Source organism: Nonomuraea sp. NPDC049486, assembly GCF_040676925.1.
Lineage (GTDB): Bacteria > Actinomycetota > Actinomycetes > Streptosporangiales > Streptosporangiaceae > Nonomuraea > Nonomuraea ferruginea.
Genome location: NZ_JBFAPV010000007.1, coordinates 417512 through 437840, shown reverse-complemented (window position 1 = coordinate 437840; position 20329 = coordinate 417512). Strand labels below are relative to the sequence as shown.

At 72.2% G+C, this 20329-nt stretch carries 19 protein-coding genes and 1 riboswitch; of the genes, 10 read left to right on the top strand and 9 right to left on the bottom strand.

The genetic code is table 11. The features are described 5' to 3' along the window. The first annotated feature begins 298 nt into the window (after positions 1-298). Positions 299-1903, top strand: a complete 1605-nt coding sequence (locus AB0K05_RS23000; protein WP_364231448.1) for a hypothetical protein — start codon at positions 299-301, stop codon at positions 1901-1903. A gap of 47 nt (positions 1904-1950) precedes the next feature. Here AB0K05_RS23000 and AB0K05_RS22995 read toward each other — a convergent pair whose 3' ends face one another. Next, a complete protein-coding gene (locus tag AB0K05_RS22995) occupies positions 1951-3189 on the bottom strand; it encodes an aminotransferase class V-fold PLP-dependent enzyme (protein ID WP_364231445.1) in 1239 nt (412 codons plus the stop codon). Here AB0K05_RS22995 and AB0K05_RS22990 point away from each other — a divergent pair. The 5 genes from AB0K05_RS22990 (at position 3188) to AB0K05_RS22970 (ending at position 8551) form a co-directional block, all read left to right on the top strand. Next, positions 3188-4582: a PLP-dependent aminotransferase family protein gene (locus tag AB0K05_RS22990; protein WP_364231442.1), complete on the top strand. Its 1395-nt coding sequence runs from the start codon at positions 3188-3190 to the stop codon at positions 4580-4582. The genes AB0K05_RS22995 and AB0K05_RS22990 overlap by 2 nt on opposite strands. 217 nt (positions 4583-4799) lie before the next feature. Beyond that, complete coding sequence (locus AB0K05_RS22985; RefSeq protein ID WP_364231439.1) at positions 4800-7151, top strand: nitrate- and nitrite sensing domain-containing protein; 2352 nt, start codon at positions 4800-4802, stop codon at positions 7149-7151. Then, a complete protein-coding gene (locus AB0K05_RS22980; RefSeq protein WP_364231470.1) occupies positions 7151-7576 on the top strand; it encodes a roadblock/LC7 domain-containing protein in 426 nt (141 codons plus the stop codon). The genes AB0K05_RS22985 and AB0K05_RS22980 overlap by 1 nt, the downstream gene beginning before the upstream one ends. Further along, positions 7573-7971 (top strand): DUF742 domain-containing protein, encoded by a 399-nt coding sequence (locus AB0K05_RS22975; RefSeq protein ID WP_148029748.1) that lies wholly within the window; start codon positions 7573-7575, stop codon positions 7969-7971. Before AB0K05_RS22980 ends, AB0K05_RS22975 begins: the two co-directional genes overlap by 4 nt. Beyond that, positions 7952-8551, top strand: coding sequence for an ATP/GTP-binding protein (locus tag AB0K05_RS22970; RefSeq protein ID WP_148029747.1), 600 nt, complete (start codon positions 7952-7954; stop codon positions 8549-8551). Before AB0K05_RS22975 ends, AB0K05_RS22970 begins: the two co-directional genes overlap by 20 nt. 47 nt (positions 8552-8598) lie before the next feature. Here AB0K05_RS22970 and AB0K05_RS22965 read toward each other — a convergent pair whose 3' ends face one another. The 4 genes from AB0K05_RS22965 to AB0K05_RS22950 all read right to left on the bottom strand — a co-directional run bounded on the left by AB0K05_RS22965 (position 8599) and on the right by AB0K05_RS22950 (position 12296). Further along, positions 8599-9513: a DUF1838 family protein gene (locus AB0K05_RS22965; RefSeq protein WP_364231434.1), complete on the bottom strand. Its 915-nt coding sequence runs from the start codon at positions 9511-9513 to the stop codon at positions 8599-8601. 138 nt (positions 9514-9651) lie between these two features. Next, on the bottom strand, positions 9652-10662 hold the full coding sequence (locus AB0K05_RS22960; RefSeq protein ID WP_271277747.1) for an alcohol dehydrogenase catalytic domain-containing protein: 1011 nt from the start codon (positions 10660-10662) through the stop codon (positions 9652-9654). Beyond that, positions 10659-11507, bottom strand: a complete 849-nt coding sequence (locus AB0K05_RS22955) for a fumarylacetoacetate hydrolase family protein (protein ID WP_364231430.1) — start codon at positions 11505-11507, stop codon at positions 10659-10661. Before AB0K05_RS22955 ends, AB0K05_RS22960 begins: the two co-directional genes overlap by 4 nt. Before the next feature lie 12 nt (positions 11508-11519). Next, entirely contained in the window at positions 11520-12296 is a 777-nt protein-coding gene (locus tag AB0K05_RS22950; RefSeq protein WP_148029743.1) for an IclR family transcriptional regulator, read from the bottom strand. A gap of 134 nt (positions 12297-12430) precedes the next feature. Between AB0K05_RS22950 and AB0K05_RS22945 the strand changes: the two genes are divergently transcribed. From AB0K05_RS22945 to AB0K05_RS22930, 4 genes are all read left to right on the top strand, one after another. Then, entirely contained in the window at positions 12431-13105 is a 675-nt protein-coding gene (locus tag AB0K05_RS22945; protein WP_271277745.1) for an SDR family NAD(P)-dependent oxidoreductase, read from the top strand. A gap of 104 nt (positions 13106-13209) precedes the next feature. Next, a riboswitch (cyclic di-AMP (ydaO/yuaA leader) is annotated at positions 13210-13352 on the top strand. Between the two features lie 11 nt (positions 13353-13363). Next, entirely contained in the window at positions 13364-14245 is an 882-nt protein-coding gene (locus AB0K05_RS22940) for a serine hydrolase (RefSeq protein WP_364231426.1), read from the top strand. A 228-nt stretch (positions 14246-14473) separates the two neighbouring features. Then, positions 14474-15820: a hemolysin family protein gene (locus AB0K05_RS22935; protein ID WP_364231423.1), complete on the top strand. Its 1347-nt coding sequence runs from the start codon at positions 14474-14476 to the stop codon at positions 15818-15820. Beyond that, complete coding sequence (locus AB0K05_RS22930) at positions 15817-16848, top strand: hemolysin family protein (RefSeq protein WP_364231420.1); 1032 nt, start codon at positions 15817-15819, stop codon at positions 16846-16848. Before AB0K05_RS22935 ends, AB0K05_RS22930 begins: the two co-directional genes overlap by 4 nt. A 104-nt stretch (positions 16849-16952) precedes the next feature. On the opposite strand, the gene AB0K05_RS22925 is transcribed toward AB0K05_RS22930, so the two are convergent. The 4 genes from AB0K05_RS22925 to AB0K05_RS22910 all read right to left on the bottom strand — a co-directional run bounded on the left by AB0K05_RS22925 (position 16953) and on the right by AB0K05_RS22910 (position 20327). After that, on the bottom strand, positions 16953-17099 hold the full coding sequence (locus tag AB0K05_RS22925) for a hypothetical protein (protein ID WP_271277741.1): 147 nt from the start codon (positions 17097-17099) through the stop codon (positions 16953-16955). A gap of 129 nt (positions 17100-17228) precedes the next feature. Continuing rightward, a complete protein-coding gene (locus AB0K05_RS22920) occupies positions 17229-17990 on the bottom strand; it encodes a GntR family transcriptional regulator (protein WP_345483034.1) in 762 nt (253 codons plus the stop codon). Positions 17991-18108: 118 nt separating this feature from the next. Continuing rightward, positions 18109-18807: a putative N-acetylmannosamine-6-phosphate 2-epimerase gene (locus AB0K05_RS22915; protein ID WP_364231416.1), complete on the bottom strand. Its 699-nt coding sequence runs from the start codon at positions 18805-18807 to the stop codon at positions 18109-18111. 200 nt (positions 18808-19007) lie between these two features. Then, on the bottom strand, positions 19008-20327 hold the full coding sequence (locus AB0K05_RS22910) for an ROK family protein (RefSeq protein ID WP_364231467.1): 1320 nt from the start codon (positions 20325-20327) through the stop codon (positions 19008-19010). Between the last annotated feature and the right edge of the window lie 2 nt (positions 20328-20329).

Below are 20329 nucleotides of genomic sequence, written 5' to 3'. Positions count from 1 at the left end.
AGCTACCCGGACCGGACTTCCACCGGCAAGCGACGACGAGCTTACGAACAGCAAGATCCACCGCTATGTCACGGCTTCACCTCCTGCTCTGCTGGGCGCACGAAAAAGCCTCACTGTTCGACTGATCGACGTCGTCGGATGGCGACGCGTAATCGATCTTGACCCGGCATCAGTTTTCTGGCTTGATCGTTTTCGTTCGCGTCCTTGCCAGGAACGGAGTACCCACGTGCGCTTCTCCCCATCGGAACGGTCAGGCATCGCCCGGACCGTACGTCGGCTGGTCGCTCTCCTGTGTGCCATGACCATGACGACCGGCCTCGTCACCGCCGTGGCGCCCGTGGCCTCGGCCGCCGACTCGATGACAGAGCTCGGCTTCATCAACAACCGGCGGGGCAACAGCGACGTGGCCGCTGGAGGAGGCAAGGTCTTCGTTTCCGGAAATGACCGGATCGTGGTCGCGGACACCAGTGGGGAACTGGTCGGCGCGATCACCGATCTGGCCGGGCCGGCAGGACTCGCGGCGGCACCTGACGGCACCCGCGTGTATGCGGCGCTGTATGAGTCGCACGAGGTCATCGAGATCGACACCGCGACCCTCGCAGTCACGCGGCGGATCGACTTCGCGGCGCACCCGTGCCCGGTCAGTCTGTCGCTGTCCGGCGATGTGCTGTGGACCGCGTACGGGTGCGACCGTGGCGTCGGTGGTGTCGCCGGTCTCGATGTGTCGGCCCCGGCGCCGCAACCTGTCGCGGTCGTGACGGGGAGGTACACCCCACCTCTGATCGCCGCCGCGGGGAACACGCTGGTGCTCGGTGACTCCCGCGTCGAACCAGTCGACCTCCAGGTGTACGACGTGAGCGCAGGTTCCGTCGAGTTGCGCGGCGAGATCGACGAGGGCGCCCATGCCATGACCAACCTGAGAGATCTCGCCGTCACACCGGATGGCTCGAAGGCCGTGCTGACCTTCTCGGACCGGTACGAGACCTGGGACACCACGAGTCTGACCAGGGTCCGGGTCTACGGCGAGGACATGTCGGCCCAGGGCCATGCGGCAGCCGTGGCGGTCAGCCCGGATGGCAGTCATATCGTGGGCGGGTGGACCACTCGAGGCGTCGAACTGTACGACGTGGTCACGGGGGCCACGACCTACTCGCAGAAGAGTCCTACCGGGTGGCCCAGCCCCGTGATCATCAGCGGAGGGGTGACCGTCGCCGGTGATGACGTCTTCGCCGTGCTGTGGGTCCCCGGCTCCGAAAGGCTCCGCCTGTGGCGGCTGGAAGACGCCACTCTGGTGCAGACGACCATGACCTTGACGGCTCCGGAAGAGGCCACGGCGCTGGAGCCGCTCACCCTGACCGGCCGTCTCACCCGGGCTGACGGCGCGGCTCCGGGAAGGCAACGGCTGGAGGTGTCCCACCGGCTGCCCGACGGGACCAGCACGGCCCTCCGCCGTGCACGGACAGCGGCAGACGGTACGTTCACCATCACCGTCACCCCGCCGGTCGCCGGGACGGTCGGCTATGACGTGAACTGGCCCGGTGCCGCCGGCGTCCGAGGGAGCACGGCATCGGTGGCGGTGATGGTGTCCCTGCAGTCGGCGTTCGTGACGTTGACCGGGCCCGTGGACGGAGTCGTCGGAAAGCGGCTCCGCTTCAAAGGCGAGTTGAAGTTCGGCGACCAGGCGCCCACCACACGCCCGTCGTTGACGGTGATGCGTGAAAGCGCCGATGGCGTCGTCGAGGACCTCGGCACGGTGCGGGTCGCCAGGAACGGGTCGTTCCGCTTCGACGACCGACCCGATCAGGAGGGCAGGTACATCTACGGGGTCTGGTGGGATGGTGACGATGCCACCGAACACGCGGGTGCCGCCCGGCACGTCACGGTGAGGCCCGGAAACGGCTGAAGCCGGTCTCGAAGGCGGGTGAGCCGGTCGTCGGCGACGGCGATCGGCTACCGCCCGTGGCCCACGGCGGTGAGGCCGGCGACCGCCGCGACGACCTCGTCCACCTCCTGTTCGGTGTTGTAGTAGTGCGGCGACAGGCGCAGGCACCAGTCGACGTCCTTGTCGCCGAAGTCGAACTGCGCGAAGTGGCGGAAGCTGAGCGCCGAGTTGATCCGGCGGGCGTCCATGGCCGCCTTGAACGGCTCCGGCTCCCAGCCGTCCACGGCGAAGGTGACCAGGGCGCCCAGGCGCCGGCCGTGGTCGAGGACGCGGATCCCGGGCAGGCCGGCGAGCGCGTCGCGCAGGCGGGCGGCCAGGGCGGGGGTGCGGCGGCCGATGGCGTGCATGCCGACCTCGCGGGCGTAGCGCGCGGCGGCCGCGCAGCCGAGGACGAGGGCGTACGGGAACTCCCAGTCCTCGAACCTGGCCGCCGTCTCGACCGGCTCGTAACGGCCGAGCTCGACCCAGCGCGCCCCGTACATGTCGATGAACAGCGGCTCGTAGCCCGCGCGCAGCACCCGGTCGGACACGTACAGGAAGCCGGAGCCGCGGGGGCCGCGCAGGAACTTGCGGCAGGTGGCGGTGAGCAGGTCGCAGCCGATCTCCTCGACGTCGATCGGGTACTGGCCGACGGACTGGCAGGCGTCGACCAGGTAGAGCAGGTCCAGTTCGCGGCAGAGCCGGCCGATCTCGGCGACCGGCTGGACCAGGCCGGAGTTGGTGGGGATGTGGGTGACGGTCACCAGGCGCGGGCGGTGCAGGCGCATCAGCGCGGCCATGGCCGCCACGTCCACGCCGCCCTCGGGCAGGTCGGACGCGTGCACGATCCGTACGCCGAACCTCTTGCGCAGCGACAGGAAGGCGATCTGGTTGGAGATGAAGTCGTTGCGGGTGGTGAGGATGACGTCGCCGGCCTCGAACGGGATCGCCGACAGGGCGGTGGAGAACGCGTGGGTGGCGCTACCGGCGAAGGCGATGTTCTCGGGAGCGCAGTTGATCAGCGCGGCGGTCTCGGCGTAGAAGCCGCGGACCTGCTCGGCGCGGGCGGCCGCGGCCTCGTACCCGCCGAGGTCCGCCTCCAGCCGCAGGTGGTCGACCATCGCGGCCAGCACGGGCGCGGCCATGAGGCCGCAACCGGCGTTGTTGAAGTGCACGACGCCCGCGGCCCCGGGAGTGTCGGCGCGCAGGGCGGCGACGTCCAGAAGCGGTTCTGGGGAGATGCTGGAAGCGCTATTATCGATCCTCATGTCAGACGGTAGCAGTTCGGTCGAGCTGGCGGCCAGGCTTCGCGCGGAGATCGAGCGGCTGGCGCCGGGTGACCGGCTGCCGAGCAGCCGGGAGCTGATCCGGCGCCACCGGGTGGGCCCCGCCACCGTGTCGCAGGCGATCGCCACGCTGGCCGCCGAGGGCGTGGTGGTCACCCGTCCGGGCAGCGGCACCTACGTCGCCGCCCGCGCCCAGCGGCGCGCCGAGGTGGCCGACACCTCCTGGCAGACCGTCACCCTCGCCGACCGGAGCGTGGACACCCGCCTCCTCACCGACGCCGGCGGCCCGCCACCCGCGGGGACGATCATGCTGGACGGCGGCTACCTGCATCGGTCGCTCCAGCCCGGCAAGATCCTGACCGCGGCGCTGGCCCGCGCGGCGCGCCGCCCCGACGCCTGGGACCGCGCCCCCGCCGGCGGCCTGGCGGCCCTGCGCAGCGTGTTCGCCACCATGGCCGGCGACGGCGTGCACGCGGACGACATCCTGGTCACCGCCGGCGGGCAGAGCGCCCTTTCCATGGCGTTCCGCGCCATCGCCGGGCCGGGCGACCCCGTCCTGGTGGAGTCGCCCACCTACCCGGGGGCGATCGCGGCGGCCAGAGCGGCCGGCCTGCGCCCGGTCCCGGTGCCCATGGACGCCGACGGCCTGCGGCCCGGCCTCCTGGCCGACGCCTTCGGCATGACCCGCGCCCGCCTGCTCTACTGCCAGCCGACCCATCACAACCCCACCGGCGCCGTGCTGGCGCCGCCACGCCGCAGGGAGATCATCGACGCGGCCAGGGCGGCGGGCGCGTTCGTGATCGAGGACGACTTCGCGCGGCACCTCGGCCACGGCACGCCGGCGCCGCCGCCCCTGCTGGCCGACGACCGCGACGGCACCGTGATCTACCTGACCTCGCTCACCAAACCGGCGGCGCCGAGCCTGCGCATCGGCGCCCTGGTGGCCCGGGGCCCCGTGATGGCGCGCCTGCGCGCCGTCCGGCTGGTCGACGACTTCTTCATCAGCCGCCCGCTCCAGGAGACGGCGCTCGAACTCCTCAGCTCTCCGGCCTGGGAACGGCATGTCCGCGCCCTGGCGGTGGCGTTGCGGGAGCGGTGCGGGACGCTGGCGGCCGCCGTCACGCGCGAGCTCCCCGGCTGGACACTCGACCGCGTCCCCGCGGGCGGGCTCCACCTCTGGGTCCGCCTGCCGCACGGCGCCGACGAAACCACGGTCGCCGGCACGGCCCGTCAGCACGGCGTCGCCGTCAGCGCCGGCGACCGCTTCTTCGCCACCGAGCTCCCCGCCGCCTACCTGCGCCTCAGTTTCGCCGGCGCCGCCGACCGGGCCGAGCTGATCGAAGCCGTACGCCGGCTCGCGTCCTCCGGTCCCTGACGCGCGATCCCACATCTCAGGGCGCCCACCGGTCAGAGCACTCCGGGAAGCCCGACCCGTACTGGCAAATCGGGGGCTTTCGACTCAACTGCCTCATGGCTACGATCGGGCATCGGTCGCCGATGCGGCGATCTTCTCCAAGAACGCACCGATCGCCGAGGAGAGTGTCCCGCACGTGGCTGAGTCAGGCAGGACCGGGCGACAACGGACGGGGACGATGGACGACGGGAACGGGTTAGCGGGGCCGTCCGGCGACGGCCCGCGGCGACGGGGCGGTGTCCGGCGGCTGCCGTTGCGCACCGTGCTGCTCATCGTCGTGTTCGTGCCGAGCCTGACCTTCGCCCCGCTGCTCGCTTCGGGCATGAACCAGTTGTTCACGCAGTGGCAGGCGGAGAAGGCCCAGATGGACCTGGCCACCACCACGGTGGGCGTACCCGCGTCCGCCCTGTTCTTCGGCCTCGACCAAGAGCGGCGGCTCACCGCGGAGGTGCTGGCCGGCTCGGCGAGCGCCCGCGCCGAGCTCACCGAGCAGCGCCGGGTGACCGACCAGGCCGTGGCGGCGTTCCGTCCGCTGACCGCCCTGGACGTCCCCGACGCGCAGGAGGGGCTCGCCGACGCCATCGCCAGGACCGATCGCGGCCTCGGCCTCCTCGCCGAGCAGCGCCGGGCGGTGGACGCCGGCCGGTCCGGCGCGCAGCGCGCGTTCGACTACTACAGCGGCGTCCTGGAGTCGGGCCTCGGCGTGCTGACCACGCTCGGCAGGACCGACGAGGGCCAGGTCAACAGGGAGGCGCAGGCGCTGAGCGACCTTTACTGGGTCGTCAACCTGCTCGGCCGCGAAGACGCCGTGCTGGCCCGCGGCTGGGGGACGGGGCGCCTGACGAGGGACGAGTACGTCCTCGTCTCCGACGCCGTCGGCGCCAGGAACCACCTCATGCGCTCCCGGGTGATCCCCGCTCTCAAGGGCGACGAGACCCCGTACGCGAAGCTGACGGACGGCAAGGCGTGGGCGACCATGACCGCCATGGAGGAGCGGCTGGTCACCAGCGCCCCCGAGGGCGACCAGGTGACGCTCCGCGGCGACAGCGTGGCCTGGCGCTCCTCCGCGGAGGCGGTCACCGGGCAGCTGCGGCAGCTGATCGACCTCCGGTTCGAGAACGTCAGCAAGATCGGTTACGACCACGCCCGCATGGTCTTCACCGTCTTCGTCAGCATCTCCAGCGTCGGCCTGCTCGCCCTGGCTCTGGTGATCTTCACCAGCTGGCGGCTCACCGCCATTCTCCGCCGTCGCATCCTGCACCTGCGCCACGAGGCCCACGAGCTCCAGGAGCGGCTGCCCGACGTGGTCGCCCGGCTCGAACGCGGCGAGGACGTCGACGTGGACGCGGAGGTGCGCACGCTCCAGCCCACCCCCGACGAGCTCGGCGAGCTCGGGCAGGCGCTCAACCTGGCCAGCCGCAGCGCCGTGCTCACCGCCGTGCGGCAGGCCGAGCAGCACCGCGGCTTCCAGCGCATGCTCCAGCGCATCGCCCGCCGCACCCAGATCCTCATCGGCCTGCAGCTGAAGAAGCTGGACGAGCTGGAGCGCAGGCACGAGGACCCCGAGGTGCTGGAGGGCCTGTTCGACCTGGACCACCTCACCGCCCGGCTGCGCCGCTACGAGGAGAACCTGGTGATCCTCGGCGGCGGGCAGCCGCAGCGCCGCTGGCGCAAGCCCGTCCACCTGCTCGACGTCCTGCGCGCCGCGCAGGGCGAGGTCCAGGACTACCGCCGGATCGCGATCGACGTCGAGGGCGAGTCCTGGATCGCGGAACGCGCGGTCGGACCGCTGGTCCACGTCCTGGCCGAGCTCATGGAGAACGCCACCGCCTTCTCCAGGCCGCTGACCCCCGTGGAGGTGCGCGCCGCGCCGGTCAGCCGGGGCGTCGCCGTGGAGATCGAGGACCGGGGCCTGGGCATGGAGCCCGAGCAGTACGACGCCGCCAACGACCTGCTGCGGTCGCCGCCGCGGCTCGACGTGATGACCCACGCCGACGACGTGCGTCTCGGCCTGTACGTGGTCGCCCGGCTCTCCGCGGGCCTGGGGCTCAAGGTGGAGCTGCGGTCGTCGGCCTTCGGCGGCACCCGGGTCATCGTGCTGATCCCCGAGTCGCTGGTGGTGGACCGGCCCCGCGCGGTGCCGGTTCCCGAGGAGGTCTCCAGTCCCCGGGAAGACGCCCGCCCGGCTCACGAGGACGGCGATCTGCCGGCCCGTTCCAGGGGACGCGCGATGGCGCACGTGACCGCCTCGGCGTCACCGGAACGGGACGACGCGCCGGCGTCGTCCGGCCTCCGGCCGCTCCCCCAGCGGGTGCGCCAGGCCAGCCTCGCCGCGGAGCTCAAGGTCCCGGCGGCCAGAGACGAACGGACCGGCCAGGAGTTCGCCGTGCGCGACCAGCCCGGCCGGTCCAGCGCCGCGATCGGCGCCTTCCAGAGGCAGTCCCGCAAGCGCCGGACCGGTGACGACGCCTCCCGGCCCGGGCAGGGCGGATCCGCCGAGTCCAGTTCCCCTACGACGGAAGATCGATGATGACGCAGCGCACCACCGCCACGAACATAGACGTGGACTGGCTCCTGGACGGCCTGGTCGACCGGGTCGCGGGCACCCGGCACGCCATCGTGCTGTCCGACGACGGCCTGGTGATCAGCCGGTCCAGGACCATCGAACGCGCGGACGCCGAACGCCTGGCCGCGATCGCCACCGGCCAGCAGAGCCTGGCCCGCGGCGTCGGGCAGCTGTTCAGCGGCGGCCCGGTCCACCAGGTGATCATCGAGATGGCCGACCTGTGGCTGTTCGTCACGGCCGCGGGCCGGGGGACCCATCTGGCCGTGGTCGCGTCCCAGGAGGTCGACGCCGAGCTGATGAGCGTCGCGATGCACACCCTGATCCAGCAGGTGGGCCAGGCGCTGGGCACCGAGGCGCGCTCCCCGCATGACGGGGGGAGACACGGATGAGGCACTGGACGGAGGGCTTCGAGGACGAAGACGCCGACGAGTCCCTCGTCCGTCCCTACACGATCACCGGCGGACGGACCGCGCCCGAGCGGGACGACCTGGCGCTGATCACCCTGGTGACGACGGTCTCCGAGGCCTTTCCGGAAGCCGCGCGCGGCCGGAGAAGGATGCAGCCGGAGCACCGCACCATCTTCACGCTCTGCAAGCGGCCGCTGGCGGTGGCCGAGGTCGCCGCCGCGCTGAACCTGCCGGTGTCGGTGACGAAGATCCTCATCGGCGACCTGATCGAGTCGGGTCAGGTGCTGGCCCGGCCGCCGCTCTCCTTCGCACAGGCAGGCGGTTTCCCCGACATGGCAATCCTTGAGGCGGTGAGGGATGGGCTACGCGAACTCTGACCATGCGGACGCCGCTCCCCTGGCAGTGAAGATCCTGGTCGCCGGCGGTTTCGGCGTCGGGAAGACGACCCTGGTCGGCGCGGTGAGCGAGGTCGCCCCCCTGCGCACGGAGGAGTACCTGACCCACGCCAGTGTCGGCGTCGACGACCTGGAGGGCGTGGGCGGCAAGTCCACCACCACCGTCGCGCTGGACTTCGGCCGCATCACCATCAACAGGCAGCTCGTGCTCTACCTGTTCGGCACGCCCGGCCAGGAGCGCTTCTGGTTCATGTGGAACGACCTCGTCAACGGGGCGATGGGCGCGGTCGTCCTGGTGGACACCCGCCGGCTGGAGGTGAGCTTCGCGTCGATCGACTTCTTCGAGAGCCGCGGCATCCCCTTCGTCGTCGGCGTCAACTGCTTCCACGGTGTCCGTGACCGGACGCGGGAGGAGATCCGCAAGGCGCTCGACCTCGACCCGCAGGTGCCGCTGGTGCTCGGTGACGCCCGCGACCGGGCGGCGGGGCGCGACGTGCTGCTGGCGCTCATCGACCACCTGATGGCCACCCGGTCCCGCACCGCGCCGCATCCCGTGGCCTGACGCGTCCTACCAGGCGGAGCCGTCGTGGCTCCGCCTTGGCGGGCGGTTCAGGCGCGGCCGTTGGCGGCGCACCAGCTCGCCCAGGTGGTGGCGCCCTTGCCGAGCTGCTTGTTGTAGAAGGACGTCCACGAGTTCTCGCTCGGCCCAGGCGCGCCGGGGGCGGCCTTGTACAGCGGATGGCTCTTCTCGACCTCGGCCCGCAGCCACGGCTCGATGTCGGCGTACGAGCTCAGCGACCAGCTGCGGGCGTGGTAGGTGAGCTGGCCGCGCACGTCGGTCTCCGCCAGGCACATGAACGGCGCCCACGGGCTGGTCCGCGACCAGCTGATCTTCGTCTTCATCGCGCCGGACGGGACGCCGGGCTTGGTGCGGGCCGCCACCTCGCGGTCGTCCACGGAGAAGTCGAACATCTCCTGCGCCGCGTACACGCCGCCGACCAGGCCGAACCGCTCGCCGAGGGTGGCGCCGAAGTCCGTCCTCACGGGGATGTCGCTGGTCCACACGGTCTCGTCGTGCAGGCGCTGCAGCGGCGGGCCGACGTAGGAGGAAGTGATCGGGAACGGGCCGAAGTTGACCGTGTCGTTGTTGATGGGGACGACGGGATACGTCTTGCCGTCGACCGGGTTCTTCCACGTGCGCACGACGTGCTTCGGGTCGGCCGGGTCGGTGTAGAAGACGATCTCGCGGGAGAGCTGGTAGAGCTGGGTCGTCCCGGGGACCCGGTACAGCCGCCGGATGTTGTAACCCTCGATGTTGAAGAGCTTCTGGCCGTGGCGTAGCTCCGGGTCCAGGCTGTTGCCCTCGATGTTCGCGTACACCGAGCCGGAGATCCGGAAGACCATGTCCTTCCCGTCCGGGCGTCCGAACGTCTGGAGGGAGAGCTTCGCGCTCTTGTCGGTGACCGTCTTGTAGACGGGCCCGGGGTCTGTGGGGGCGCCGCCGTCCGCCGCCGCGCCCGGCATGCCGGTACCGAGGACCAGGACGACAAGGGCTAAGAGCCCCGTAACACTTCGTTTTAACACATGAACGCCTTTCACTTGGAGACGCAAGCGAACAGCGCCATATGTGATCATGCCGAGCGAAGGGTTGTCCAGGCGGCGTCAGCGCCGGGGGTCGATGTGGATCTTCGGACCGGCGCCTCCGGGACGGCGGCCGGCGAGCACGCCGGCCGTATCGGCGAGGCCGACCGTGGCCGCGACCAGCGGGCGGGCGTCCACCGAGCCGTCGGCGTAGGCGGCGATCGCGCCGGCCAGACCGGCCGAGCCGCCCAGGATGCCGACGGCGGTGACGTCCTTGAGTACGAGGTCGCGGGTGTCGAGGGTGGACGGGCTCCGGGCCAGGCCGATGTAGACGAGGCGACCGGCGGGTTCGACGAGGTCGAGCGCGAGTGCGGGCAGTCCGGGCGCGTTGGAGGCGTCGATGACGGCGTGCCAGGGCAGCGCGGGCAGCGACGCCCTGGTCCAGGCGCCGGTGAAGCCGAGGTCCGCGGCCAGGCGCAGGCCCTCGTCGTCGCGGCCCATCAGGTGGACCTCGACGCCTTGGGCGCGGGCGAACAGCGCCGCCAGCAGGCCGATCGTGCCAGTCCCCAGGACCAGCAGCCGCTCGCCCGGATCCAGGGCGGCGCCGCGGACGGCCCGCAGCGCGTTGCCGCCGGGTTCGACGAGGGCGCCGAGCGCGGGGTCCACGGTGTCCGGCAGCCGGTGCAGGGCGGTGACGGGCAGGGCGACTTGTTCGGCCAGCGCGCCGGGGCGGCCCCGGCTGATGCCGATCTCGGCCAGCTCGGCGCACACGTGGTGGCGGCCGGCGCGGCAGCGGGCGCAGTGGCCGCAGCCGAGCATGGTGTCGCCGGTGACGCGGCGGCCGAGCCAGGCGGGGTCGACGCCCTCGCCGGCGGCGGTGACGCGCCCGCACCACTCGTGGCCCGGCCGTAACGGGTAACGGGACCGGCCGGTGCTCAGATAGCTCATGTGGCCGGTGAACAGCTCGACGTCGGTGCCGCACACGCCGGCCCTTTCGACGTCCACCACCACCTCCCCGGGCGCGGCGACCGGCGGCTCGACCTCCTGGACCTCCGCCTCCCCCGGGCCGGTCAACACCAGCGCCCGCGTCACCGGGGGCCGATCACCTTCTGGCGCTGGCTGCCCAGGCCGTCGATGCCCAGCTCCATCACGTCGCCGGGCCGGAGCCAGACGGGCGGGTTCTGGCCCATGCCGACCCCGGGCGGGGTGCCGGTGTTGATCAGGTCCCCCGGCTCCAGCACCATGAACTGGCTCAGGTGGTGCACGATGACGTACGGGTCGAAGATCATCGTCTTGGTGGTGCCGGTCTGGCGGCGCACGCCGTTGACCGTCAGCCACATGCCGAGGTTCGTGACGTCGGCGATCTCGTCAGGGGTGACGAGCCAGGGACCGGCCGGGTTGAAGGTCTCGGCGGACTTGCCCTTGCTCCACTGGCCGCCGCGCTCCATCTGGAAGGCGCGCTCGCTGACGTCGTTGACCACGCAGTAGCCGGCGATGGCGTCGCGGGCCTCCTCCACCGAGTCGAGGTAGGAGGTGCGCCTGCCGATGACGATGCCGAGCTCGACCTCCCAGTCGGTCTTGGTGGAGCCGCGCGGGATGCGCACGTCGTCGTACGGCCCGACGAGGGTGTTGGGTGACTTGGTGAACAGGATCGGCTCGTCGGGGACGGCCTGGCCGGTCTCGGCGGCGTGGTCGCTGTAGTTGAGGCCGATGCAGAGGATCTGGTGCGGCCTGGCGATCGGGGCGCCGACGCGCTCGCCGGCGAACGCGCGGGGCCGGCCCGCGGCGACCCGGTCGGCGAGCAGGGCGGCGCCGCCCCGGGCGAAGAACCGCTCGTCGAAGTCGGGGGTGACGTCGGAGACGTCGATGTAGTGGGTCTCGTCCACGCGGACGACGGGCTTCTCGGCGCCTGGCGCGCCGATGCGCATGAGCTGCACGTGTCTTCTCCGTTAGCTGGAAGGGGGCCGATCGCCGGAGACGATGGCGAGGATGGCGGGCAGGTCGTCCACGAGCGCCCGCACGGGGGTGCGGTAGGCGAGGCCGCTGATGCTGATCGCGCCGCTGGGCACGGTGGGCGAGGTCAGGTAGGCCGGGACCGCCAGGCAGTTGACGCCCGGCTCGTTCTCCTGGTCGTCGACGGCATAGCCCTGCCTGCGGACCCGTACCAGCTCGGCGTGCAACTCCCCGGCCGTGCCGATGGAGCGGCCGGTGGGCCGCTCCAGCGTCCGGTCGCCCACCCAGGCGCGCACCGCGTCCTCGTCGGGCAGGGCGGCGGCCAGCAGCATCTTGCCCACGCCCGTGCAGTGGGCCGGGTTGCGGCCGCCCACGACGGAGCTCAGCCGCACCGCCCCGGACGGCGGGTCGAGCTTGGAGCGGTAGACGACCCAGGGGCCGTCGAGCACCGCGTAGTGCACCGTCTCGCCGTACCGGTCGCACAGCGCCTCAAGGATCGGGGTCACCCGGACGTGGTCGGGGCGGGCCTCATGGTGGGCGAAGGCCATGCGCAGGAACTCGTCGCCGAGCACGTAGCGGCCGTGTCCGTGCCGGCTGGCGAACCCGGCCCGGCGCAGCGAGGCCAGCGCCCGATGCACCGTCGGCTTCGAGCTGTCCACCGCCCGCGCCATCTCCTCCAGCCCCACCCCGTCGGGGTGACGGGCCAGCTCCGCGAGCACCGCCAGCACGCGATCGGAGCCTACGAGCCGCTGCTCCTCCGTCCATTCGGGCATATTCCGTACGTTAGACCGTCGTTCCAGGAAACGGAAGTTGCTCCCGGCGAAGCCTTCCCCCGGACGGCGGGAGCCGGTTAGCCTCGCAGACAGTTCCACCCATGTGTTATCGATTCCGACTATTGGAAAGAGACATGCGCACCGCTCTCATCACCGGCGGGGTCAGCGGCCTGGGCAGAGCCGCCGCCGTCCGCCTGGAAGCCGACGGCGTCCGGGTCGTCACCCTCGACGTCGCCGACGGCGCGGACCTGGTCGTGGACGTCACCGACGCCGCCGCCGTCCAGGCCGCCGCCGACGAGATCGGCCCGGTCGACATCCTGGTCAACTCCGCCGGGATCGTCGGCCCCAACGCCCCGCTCTGGCAGCTCCCGCTCGACGGCTGGCGGCGCACCTTCGAGGTCAACGTCGACGGCACCTTCCACACCTGCCGCGCCTTCGTGCCCGGCATGCGCGAGCGCGGGTGGGGCCGCGTCGTCAACATCGCCAGCATGGCCGGCAAGGACGGCAACCCCAACATGGCGCCGTACTCCGCCTCGAAGGCCGCCGTCATCGCGCTGACCAAGTCGCTCGGCAAGGAACTCGCCACCAGCGGCGTGCTGGCCAACGTGATCGCCCCGGCCGTCATCGAGACCCCGATGAACGCCGACACCGGCCCGGAGGCGCTGGCGCACATCACCGGGCTCATCCCGATGCGCCGCGTCGGCCGCCCCGAGGAGGTCGCCGAACTGATCGCCTGGCTGGCCTCCGACAAGGTCAGCTTCTCCACCGGCGCCGTGTACGACATCAGCGGGGGACGCGCCACGTACTGAGCTTCATAGGCGAACATTTGACCGTTTTGTGCCTTTTTGCTACGTTTGAGGCTTGCAGCAGCGGGGTCCGCCATGCGACCGCTGTGTTCTGCCCGGACCGCGCCTTCGCGCGGCCGCCTAATCCGCCATCCGGCGGAGCCGGGGACCCACTCTCCTTCCGGGGTGAATCGGCGCCCGATCTCGCGCCGTAGGGCACTTCCACGCCCGAACCCGTCAGCTAACCCGGTAGGCGGCATGGAAGCTAGGAGCAATCCCTTCATGCGTCTCACCCAGCGGATCAGCAGTGCCCTGCTCGGCCTCGCCGTAGCCACGGGCGCCATGACCACCGCCGCCGGCGCCGCGCAGGCCGCCACTCCGGCCGCGGCCGTCGAGCGGCCCCTCGCCAACGCCCCCTCCGTGGCCGGCAGCGCCGCGTACCTGATGGACGCGGAGAGCGGCGAGGTGCACTTCAGCAAGGAGGCCGACCTGCGCAGGCCGGTCGCCAGCCTCACCAAGGCGATGACCGCCTACACCGTGCTCAAGCAGGCCAAGCCGACGGACAAGGTCACGATCACCGCCGAGGACGTCGAGTACGGCAGCCAGGGCGGCGCGTCGGTGGCCCACCTGCGCGCCGGCGACACCCTCACCGTCGAGAACCTGCTGTACGGGCTGATGCTCCCGTCCGGCGCCGACGCCGCGCACGCGCTCGCCCGCGCCTACGGCCCCGGCGTGCCCGGGTTCGTCGCCGAGATGAACGACACCGCCCGCAAGCTCGGCATGACCGACACCGTGTACGTGAACGCCGACGGCATGCCCTATCAGGGCGGCGGCCACTCCACCGCCCGCGACCAGGCGACGCTCGCCAAGGCGACGCTGGACGACCCGACCCTCAAGAAGATCACCTCGACCCGGTACCACGCCGTGGAGTCGACGTCCGAGCACGGCTCGTACGCGTGGAAGAACACCAACCGCCTCCTCGCCGCGCCGGGCGCCCTCGGCGTGAAGACCGGCTACACCAGGGACGCGGGCTACACGCTCGCCTTCGCCGGCGAGCGCGACGGCAACCGCCTGGTCGGCGTGATCCTCGGCGAGACCGACTCCGGCCGCCGCTTCCAGACCGCGCAGGCTCTGCTGGACTGGGGGCACGCGGGCAACCGATAGGTCCCTTTCCTGCTTGTTGCCTGGGAAGATGTGGCCTGGTGACAGCCGGGGCCGCACGATCGGCTAGCGTCGAAAACGGCGCGTGCGGACGGTTTGTCCGGCACGCGCCCACTCGCCGGTCGCAGGTCCAGGCCCCGGCTTCGAAAGGAAAGAGATGGTGGAGCCGGTGCCGGCTGACCTGAACACGATTGAGCGCCGAGGCGCGATGCCGGGACGGGGGTGCGCGCGATGAGCGTCGCGCTGGGCCTGGTGGCCATCTTCGTCCTCACCCTGGCCACCGGCTACTTCGTCGCCCAGGAGTTCGCCTACGTCACCGCCGACCGGCTCGCGCTGACGCAGCAGGCGGCCGCGGGCGACAAGAAGGCGGCCAAGGCCGTCAAGGTGCTGGAGCGGCTGTCGTTCATGCTGTCCGGCGCGCAGCTCGGCATCACCGTCACCGCGCTCGTGGTCGGCTTCATCGCCCGCCCGGCGCTGGCCGAGCTGATCTCACCCGCGCTGACCGCGCTCGGCATGCCCGCGGGGCTGGTGGACGCGGTGGCGCTGGCGATCGGGTTCGCGCTCGCCACGATCATCCAGATGGTGATCGGCGAGCTCGCCCCGAAGAACCTGGCGCTGGCCAGGCCGGAGCCGCTGGCCCGCGCGCTGGCCTCGTCGACCCTGATCTACCTGGCCGTCGCCGGGCCGATCATCAAGCTGTTCGACGCCACTGCCAACAGGCTGCTGCGCGCGGTCGGGATCGAGCCGGTCGAGGAGCTGCACCACGGCGCCACCCTGGAGGAGCTCGGCCACATCATCGGCGAGTCCGAGGCGCACGGCCACCTGCCCGGCAGCCAGGCCGACGTGCTGGAGCGGGCGCTCGCCTTCTCCGACCACACCGCCGAAGAGGTCATGGTGCCCCGGGCCGACGTGGTGGCCGTCGCCGCGTCGGCGACCGTCGCCGAGCTGGACGAGCTCATCGCCGCCCACGGCCACACGCACTATCCGGTGCTCGGCGCCACGCTGGACGACGTCGCCGGGCTGGTCAGCCTGCGTGACGTCGCCGCCGTGCCGACCGGCGCGGCCGCCACCACCCGGGTCGGCGACCTGGCCCGCGAGGTGCTCGTCGTGCCGTTCTCGCAGCCGCTGCCCGACCTGGCCGGCCAGCTCCACGCGCGCGGCGAGGAGGTCGCCTGCGTGGTCGACGAGCACGGCGGCCTGGCCGGCCTGGTCACCTGGGAGGACGTCGCCGAAGAGCTGGTCGGGGAGATCGCCGACGAGAACGACGCCGACACGCCCGCCGCGGTGCGCCGCGGCGACGGCTGGGAGCTGGACGCGGGCCTGCGGATAGACGAGATCGCCCTGGCCACGGACCTGAGCCTGCCGGACGAGGACGACTACGACACCCTGGCCGGGCTCATCCTGCACCGGCTGGGCCGCTTCGCCGTGCCCGGCGACGTGATCATCGCCGACCTGCCCGCCACCCTCGACCCCGGCGCGCCCACCCACGCCCGCATCGAGGTGCTGACCCTGAACCGCCACGTCCCCGAGCGCGTCCGCCTCACCCCGTACCGGCACGAAGGCGAGCAGCAGCCGTGAACCTGACCCTGGGCCTGGCCCTCACCCTGTTCCTGCTCGTCGGCAACGGCTTCTTCGTCGCCGCCGAGTTCGCCCTGGTCGCCGCCAAGCGCCACCGCCTGGAGAAGGCCGCCGCGCGGGGCAGCCGGGCCGCCGCGGCGGCGCTGGCGGGGATCAAGGAGCTGTCGCTCATGCTGGCCGGCGCCCAGCTCGGCATCACGCTCTGCTCGCTCGGCCTCGGCGTGGTCTCCGAACCGCTCATCGCCGGCACGCTCACCCCGCTGTTCCACGCCGCCGGGCTGCCCGAGGCCGCCGCGCACGCGGTCGCCTTCGTCATCGCGCTGGCCATCGTGACCTTCCTGCACATGGTCCTCGGCGAGATGGCGCCCAAGTCCTGGGCGATCGCCCATCCGGAGCGCTCGGCCACCGTCCTGGCGCTGCCGTTCCGCGGCTTCACGCTGGTCGTCCGTCCCCTGATCAGCGTGCTGAACGCCGTCAGCGACGCCCTGCTCCGCCTGTTCAAGGTCAGGCCCCGGGAGGGCGACGCCAACCCGCGCACCCCCGAGCAGCTCCAGCACCTGGTGGAGGAGTCTCGCAGGCTCGGGCTCATCGAGGCCGACGACCACGCCGTGCTCACCCAGGCCCTGCACGCCCCGAACACCGGCATCGCCGAGCTGATCACCCCGATCGACCGGATCGTCGGCGTGCCCGCCGCCGCCTCGGCCCAGGACGTGGTCGACGCCTGCCTGAACGCCGGGCGCTCACGCCTGATCGTCGGCCCCGCCGCGGCGCCGCTGGGCGTCGTCCACATCCGCGACGCCTACCTGGCGCGCCGCCGCTCCCGCGACGTCACCGCCGAGCAGCTCGCCTACCGCGTCCCGGCCCTGCACGCGGGCGCCTCGGTGTCGGACGCGGTGTCGGCGCTCCGGGCCGGCCACAGCCAGCTCGCGCTCGTCCGCGACGACGACGCCACGATCGGCATCGTCAGCCTCGACGACCTGCTGACCACCCTGCTGGTGCCAGGGAACGGGGAGCCGACGGCGCGCTGACGAGTCACGTGGCGATCCGGCCATTCCGAGGCCATGGCGGGAGGAATGGCGCTCTGGCTCACGGTGATGCGCCCGGGCACCGAGCGCGCCGACGTACGGGCACGTCAGACGGCGTGGCTGCTGACCACGGCGCCCGTCGCGCTCACCCTGACCTGTGCGGGCCTGGCAGTCGGCGGCTCACCGGCCCTGCTCCCGTGGGCGATCATCGCGATGGCGGTCGTGCTCGGCGACGCCGTGGACGTTCCCTGCACGGCTGGGCGCACCCTGGCCGGTGGTCGTCGGCGGCGCGCTGATCGCCCTGGGAACCCTGATCTACCTGCTGATCCTCGTACGTCTGACGGCGAGACTCCGCTCGCCGGGCGTGAGCATCGGCGGCGGGCTCATCGGCCCCCGGGCCGTCCGTCCACGGCGTTCCCGGAATCCCGCAGGTGGGTGGCGAGCTGTTTGCGCACGGGCCCGTAGTGGGCCTCGATCGCCGCCTGGAAGGCGGCCACGTCGCGCCGCCGGGCGGCCGCCACGATCTCCGCGTGCGCGTCGGCGGTCTCGCGTCCGTCGGCGGTGGACGGGGCCAGCAACGGGGCGACCATGCTGTGGACGTCCCAGAACGCCCCGGTGAGCTGCTGGACGAGGTCGATCTTCAGCGGCTCCATGAGCAGCAGGTGGAAGGCGCGGTCCTGCTCGACGAACGTCTCCCCCTTGTCGGCCAGCTCCCGCATCTCGGACACCAGCGCGGCCAGGGCGTCGAAGTGGGGCTCCTCCAGAGCCGCCACGAGGGAGGCAGCCAGGCCCTGTTCGAGCAACTGCCGGACGCCGATCACCTCGCCGAGCACGGTGAAGTCGTCGCGGCTGCTGAGCTGGACGCGGAAGGCGAGGCTCTCCACCAGGGCCACCAGGGACAGGCGGCCGACGTACATGCCGTGGCCGTGCCGCACCTCCACGATGTCGAGGGCGCTCAGCGTCTTGATCGCCTCACGCACGCTGGAGCGGCTCGCCCCCAAGCTCTCGCAGAGCACGGACTCGGTGGGCAGCGGATCGCCGGGCTTCAGATGGTTCCGCAGGATGAACGCCTTGATCTGCTCCGTCACCTCCTGCCGCCGCAACGGATGCCGCCCCGTGGCGGGTCCAGGGAAGTCCAGCGTCATCTTCTGCCTTTCCCGCGATGCCGGTCTCTGGCGTGCACCCTAAGCATAGGACGTCAGACGTCGTACGCCTCCCGGCTTCACCGCGTGCCCGGGGACGATTCTGCCGGAACCGTGGCTGTCACGCCCCCGGCCTCGTCACTCTGTCGGCGAACCAGCGGGTGATGGTCGTCGGGTGGGTGATGGCGGTGCCGACGACCACGGCGTACGCGCCCGCCTCGACGGCTGCGGCGGCCTGCTCCGCCGTGTGGACCCGCCCCTCGGCGATCACCGGGACGGGCAGGTCGCGGGCGAGCCCGGCGACCAGTTCGAGGTCGGGGCCGGGTCCTGGGCGGGAGTACGCCGTGTACCCGGACAGGGTCGTCCCGACCACGTCCGCGCCTGCCTCGGCGGCGGCGATTCCTTCCTCGTACGTGGAGACGTCCGCCATCACCAGCCGGCCGGTACGCTCGTGCACGGCCTTGACGGTTTCGGCGAGCGTGCGGCCGTCGGGGCGTGGTCTGCAGGTGCCGTCCACGGCCACGATGTCCGCGCCGGTCGCGGCGACGGCGAGGGCGTGGTCGAGGGTCGGCGTGATGAAGACGTCTCCGTCGCCGTCCTTCCACAGACCGATGAGCGGCAGGTCCAGCGCCGCGCGGATCCGCCGCAGGTCCTCCAGCCCCTGCGCCCGGATCCCCGCCGCCCCGCCGGCGGCCACCGCCCGCGCCACCCGGCACATCGTGTCCGGGTCACGCATCGGCTCCCCGGGGTACGCCTGACACGACACCACCAGACGGCCCCGAATGGCGGCCAGCGCAGGGTGCTCAGCGGCCGACGTCATGATCCTCCTCGATTGGTGATCGCGCGAATCCTCGATGGTGGTCGCGCGAAGCGGGCCGATCATTCGCGCGTCCAGTACGGTTCCAAGCGCCCAGCGGGCCAGCGCGAAACGGGCCGACGCGAAACGGCTCACGCGAAGCGGACCGACGCAAGGCGGGACCGGCGCGAAGCGGGGCGGCGCGAAGCGGAAAGTGGTGTCGGTCATGGGGACGCTTCCAGGGCCATGCGGGCGGCGCCGAGCAGGGCGGCGGCGCCGGCGAGGGCGGCGGGTTCGACCGGGACGTCTCGCAGTGCGGGCAGCACCTCTGCGGCGATGGCGGCGCGCAGCGGTCGCCACCACGGTTCGCCGCATCCGGCGACGCCTCCCCCGATGACCACGATCTCGGGGTCGATGACGTTCATCAGCCCTCCGATGAGCGAGCCGAGCGCGGCCCCGCCCTCGGCCAGGACATCCGCGGCTAGAGGATCCCCGGCCGCAGCCAACCGAGCCACCCCGGCGAGGTCCGCAGCGTCCGTACCGCCCCGGCGACGGTACTCACCAATCAGGGCGGGGCCGGACGCGACCGCCTCCACATGCCCCTGCCCGCCGCACGGGCACGGCCTCCCGGCCGCCGCCGCCACCGGCACGTGGCCCGCGTGCCCGGCCACAGCGTGCGCCCCGTGCCGGACCCGCCCACCGAGCATGACCGAGGCGCCGACGCCAGTGCCGACCGCGACCAGCAGGACGTCCTCCCGGCCGGCGGCGGCACCGCGCCACTGCTCGCCGAGGGCGTGCGCGTGCACGTCGTTGCCGACCACCACCGGCACCCCGAGCCTGCGCGACAGCTCGCCACGCAGATCGGTCCCCGCCCATCCAACCAGCGCCCCGGTCGCCGAGACCACCACACCACGCCCCGGATCGACCACCCCAGCACTACCGACACCGACCGCAGTCACAACCCCCCGGCCACCGCGACCCCCGACACCAGCCGGCTCCACGGTCCCATCGTGGAGGTCACGACCGAACTCCGCATTACCACCCGCCCTCACGGACCTACGCCCGTCACGGACACCGCGACCGAACTCCCCACTACCGGCGGCGTCCACGGCCCTCCGCCGGTCACGGAGGTCACGACCGACCTCCGCACTACCCGACTCCACGGCCCCCCGCCTCTCACGGAGGTCACGACCGGCCTCCGCAGGCGGCCCCACCGATCTCCGCCCATCGCGAAGGTCACGACCGAACTCCGCACTACCAGCCGCCCTCGCGGACCCCCGCCCATCACGGAGATTCCGACCGAATTCCGGACCACCGTCCGAGCCCACAGCCCCCCGCCCATCACGGAGATCCCGACCGAACTCCGCACCACCGGCCGCGATCACAACCCCACGGCTCTCGGTGAGGGTGTGGATGAGGGCGGTGGCGGTGGTGAGGATGGCGTCGGGGCCTTCGGTGGCGGGGGTGGGGCGGGTGGCCGTGGCCAGGAGGGTGCCGGAGTGGTCGACCAGGCCGGCGGCGATCTTCGTGCCGCCGATGTCCACGC

Excerpts from the sequence above, each read along its gene's own strand:
- AB0K05_RS23000 (WP_364231448.1), top strand. The coding sequence starts at position 299 with ATGACCATGACGACCGGCCTCGTCACCGCCGTGGCGCCCGTGGCCTCG.
- AB0K05_RS22990 (WP_364231442.1), top strand. The coding sequence starts at position 3,188 with ATGTCAGACGGTAGCAGTTCGGTCGAGCTGGCGGCCAGGCTTCGCGCG.
- AB0K05_RS22995 (WP_364231445.1), bottom strand. The coding sequence starts at position 3,189 with ATGAGGATCGATAATAGCGCTTCCAGCATCTCCCCAGAACCGCTTCTG.
- AB0K05_RS22985 (WP_364231439.1), top strand. The coding sequence starts at position 4,800 with ATGGACGACGGGAACGGGTTAGCGGGGCCGTCCGGCGACGGCCCGCGG.
- AB0K05_RS22980 (WP_364231470.1), top strand. The coding sequence starts at position 7,151 with ATGACGCAGCGCACCACCGCCACGAACATAGACGTGGACTGGCTCCTG.
- AB0K05_RS22975 (WP_148029748.1), top strand. The coding sequence starts at position 7,573 with ATGAGGCACTGGACGGAGGGCTTCGAGGACGAAGACGCCGACGAGTCC.
- AB0K05_RS22970 (WP_148029747.1), top strand. The coding sequence starts at position 7,952 with ATGGGCTACGCGAACTCTGACCATGCGGACGCCGCTCCCCTGGCAGTG.
- AB0K05_RS22965 (WP_364231434.1), bottom strand. The coding sequence starts at position 9,513 with ATGCCGGGCGCGGCGGCGGACGGCGGCGCCCCCACAGACCCCGGGCCC.
- AB0K05_RS22950 (WP_148029743.1), bottom strand. The coding sequence starts at position 12,296 with ATGCCCGAATGGACGGAGGAGCAGCGGCTCGTAGGCTCCGATCGCGTG.
- AB0K05_RS22945 (WP_271277745.1), top strand. The coding sequence starts at position 12,431 with ATGCGCACCGCTCTCATCACCGGCGGGGTCAGCGGCCTGGGCAGAGCC.
- AB0K05_RS22940 (WP_364231426.1), top strand. The coding sequence starts at position 13,364 with ATGCGTCTCACCCAGCGGATCAGCAGTGCCCTGCTCGGCCTCGCCGTA.
- AB0K05_RS22935 (WP_364231423.1), top strand. The coding sequence starts at position 14,474 with ATGAGCGTCGCGCTGGGCCTGGTGGCCATCTTCGTCCTCACCCTGGCC.
- AB0K05_RS22920 (WP_345483034.1), bottom strand. The coding sequence starts at position 17,990 with ATGACGCTGGACTTCCCTGGACCCGCCACGGGGCGGCATCCGTTGCGG.
- AB0K05_RS22915 (WP_364231416.1), bottom strand. The coding sequence starts at position 18,807 with ATGACGTCGGCCGCTGAGCACCCTGCGCTGGCCGCCATTCGGGGCCGT.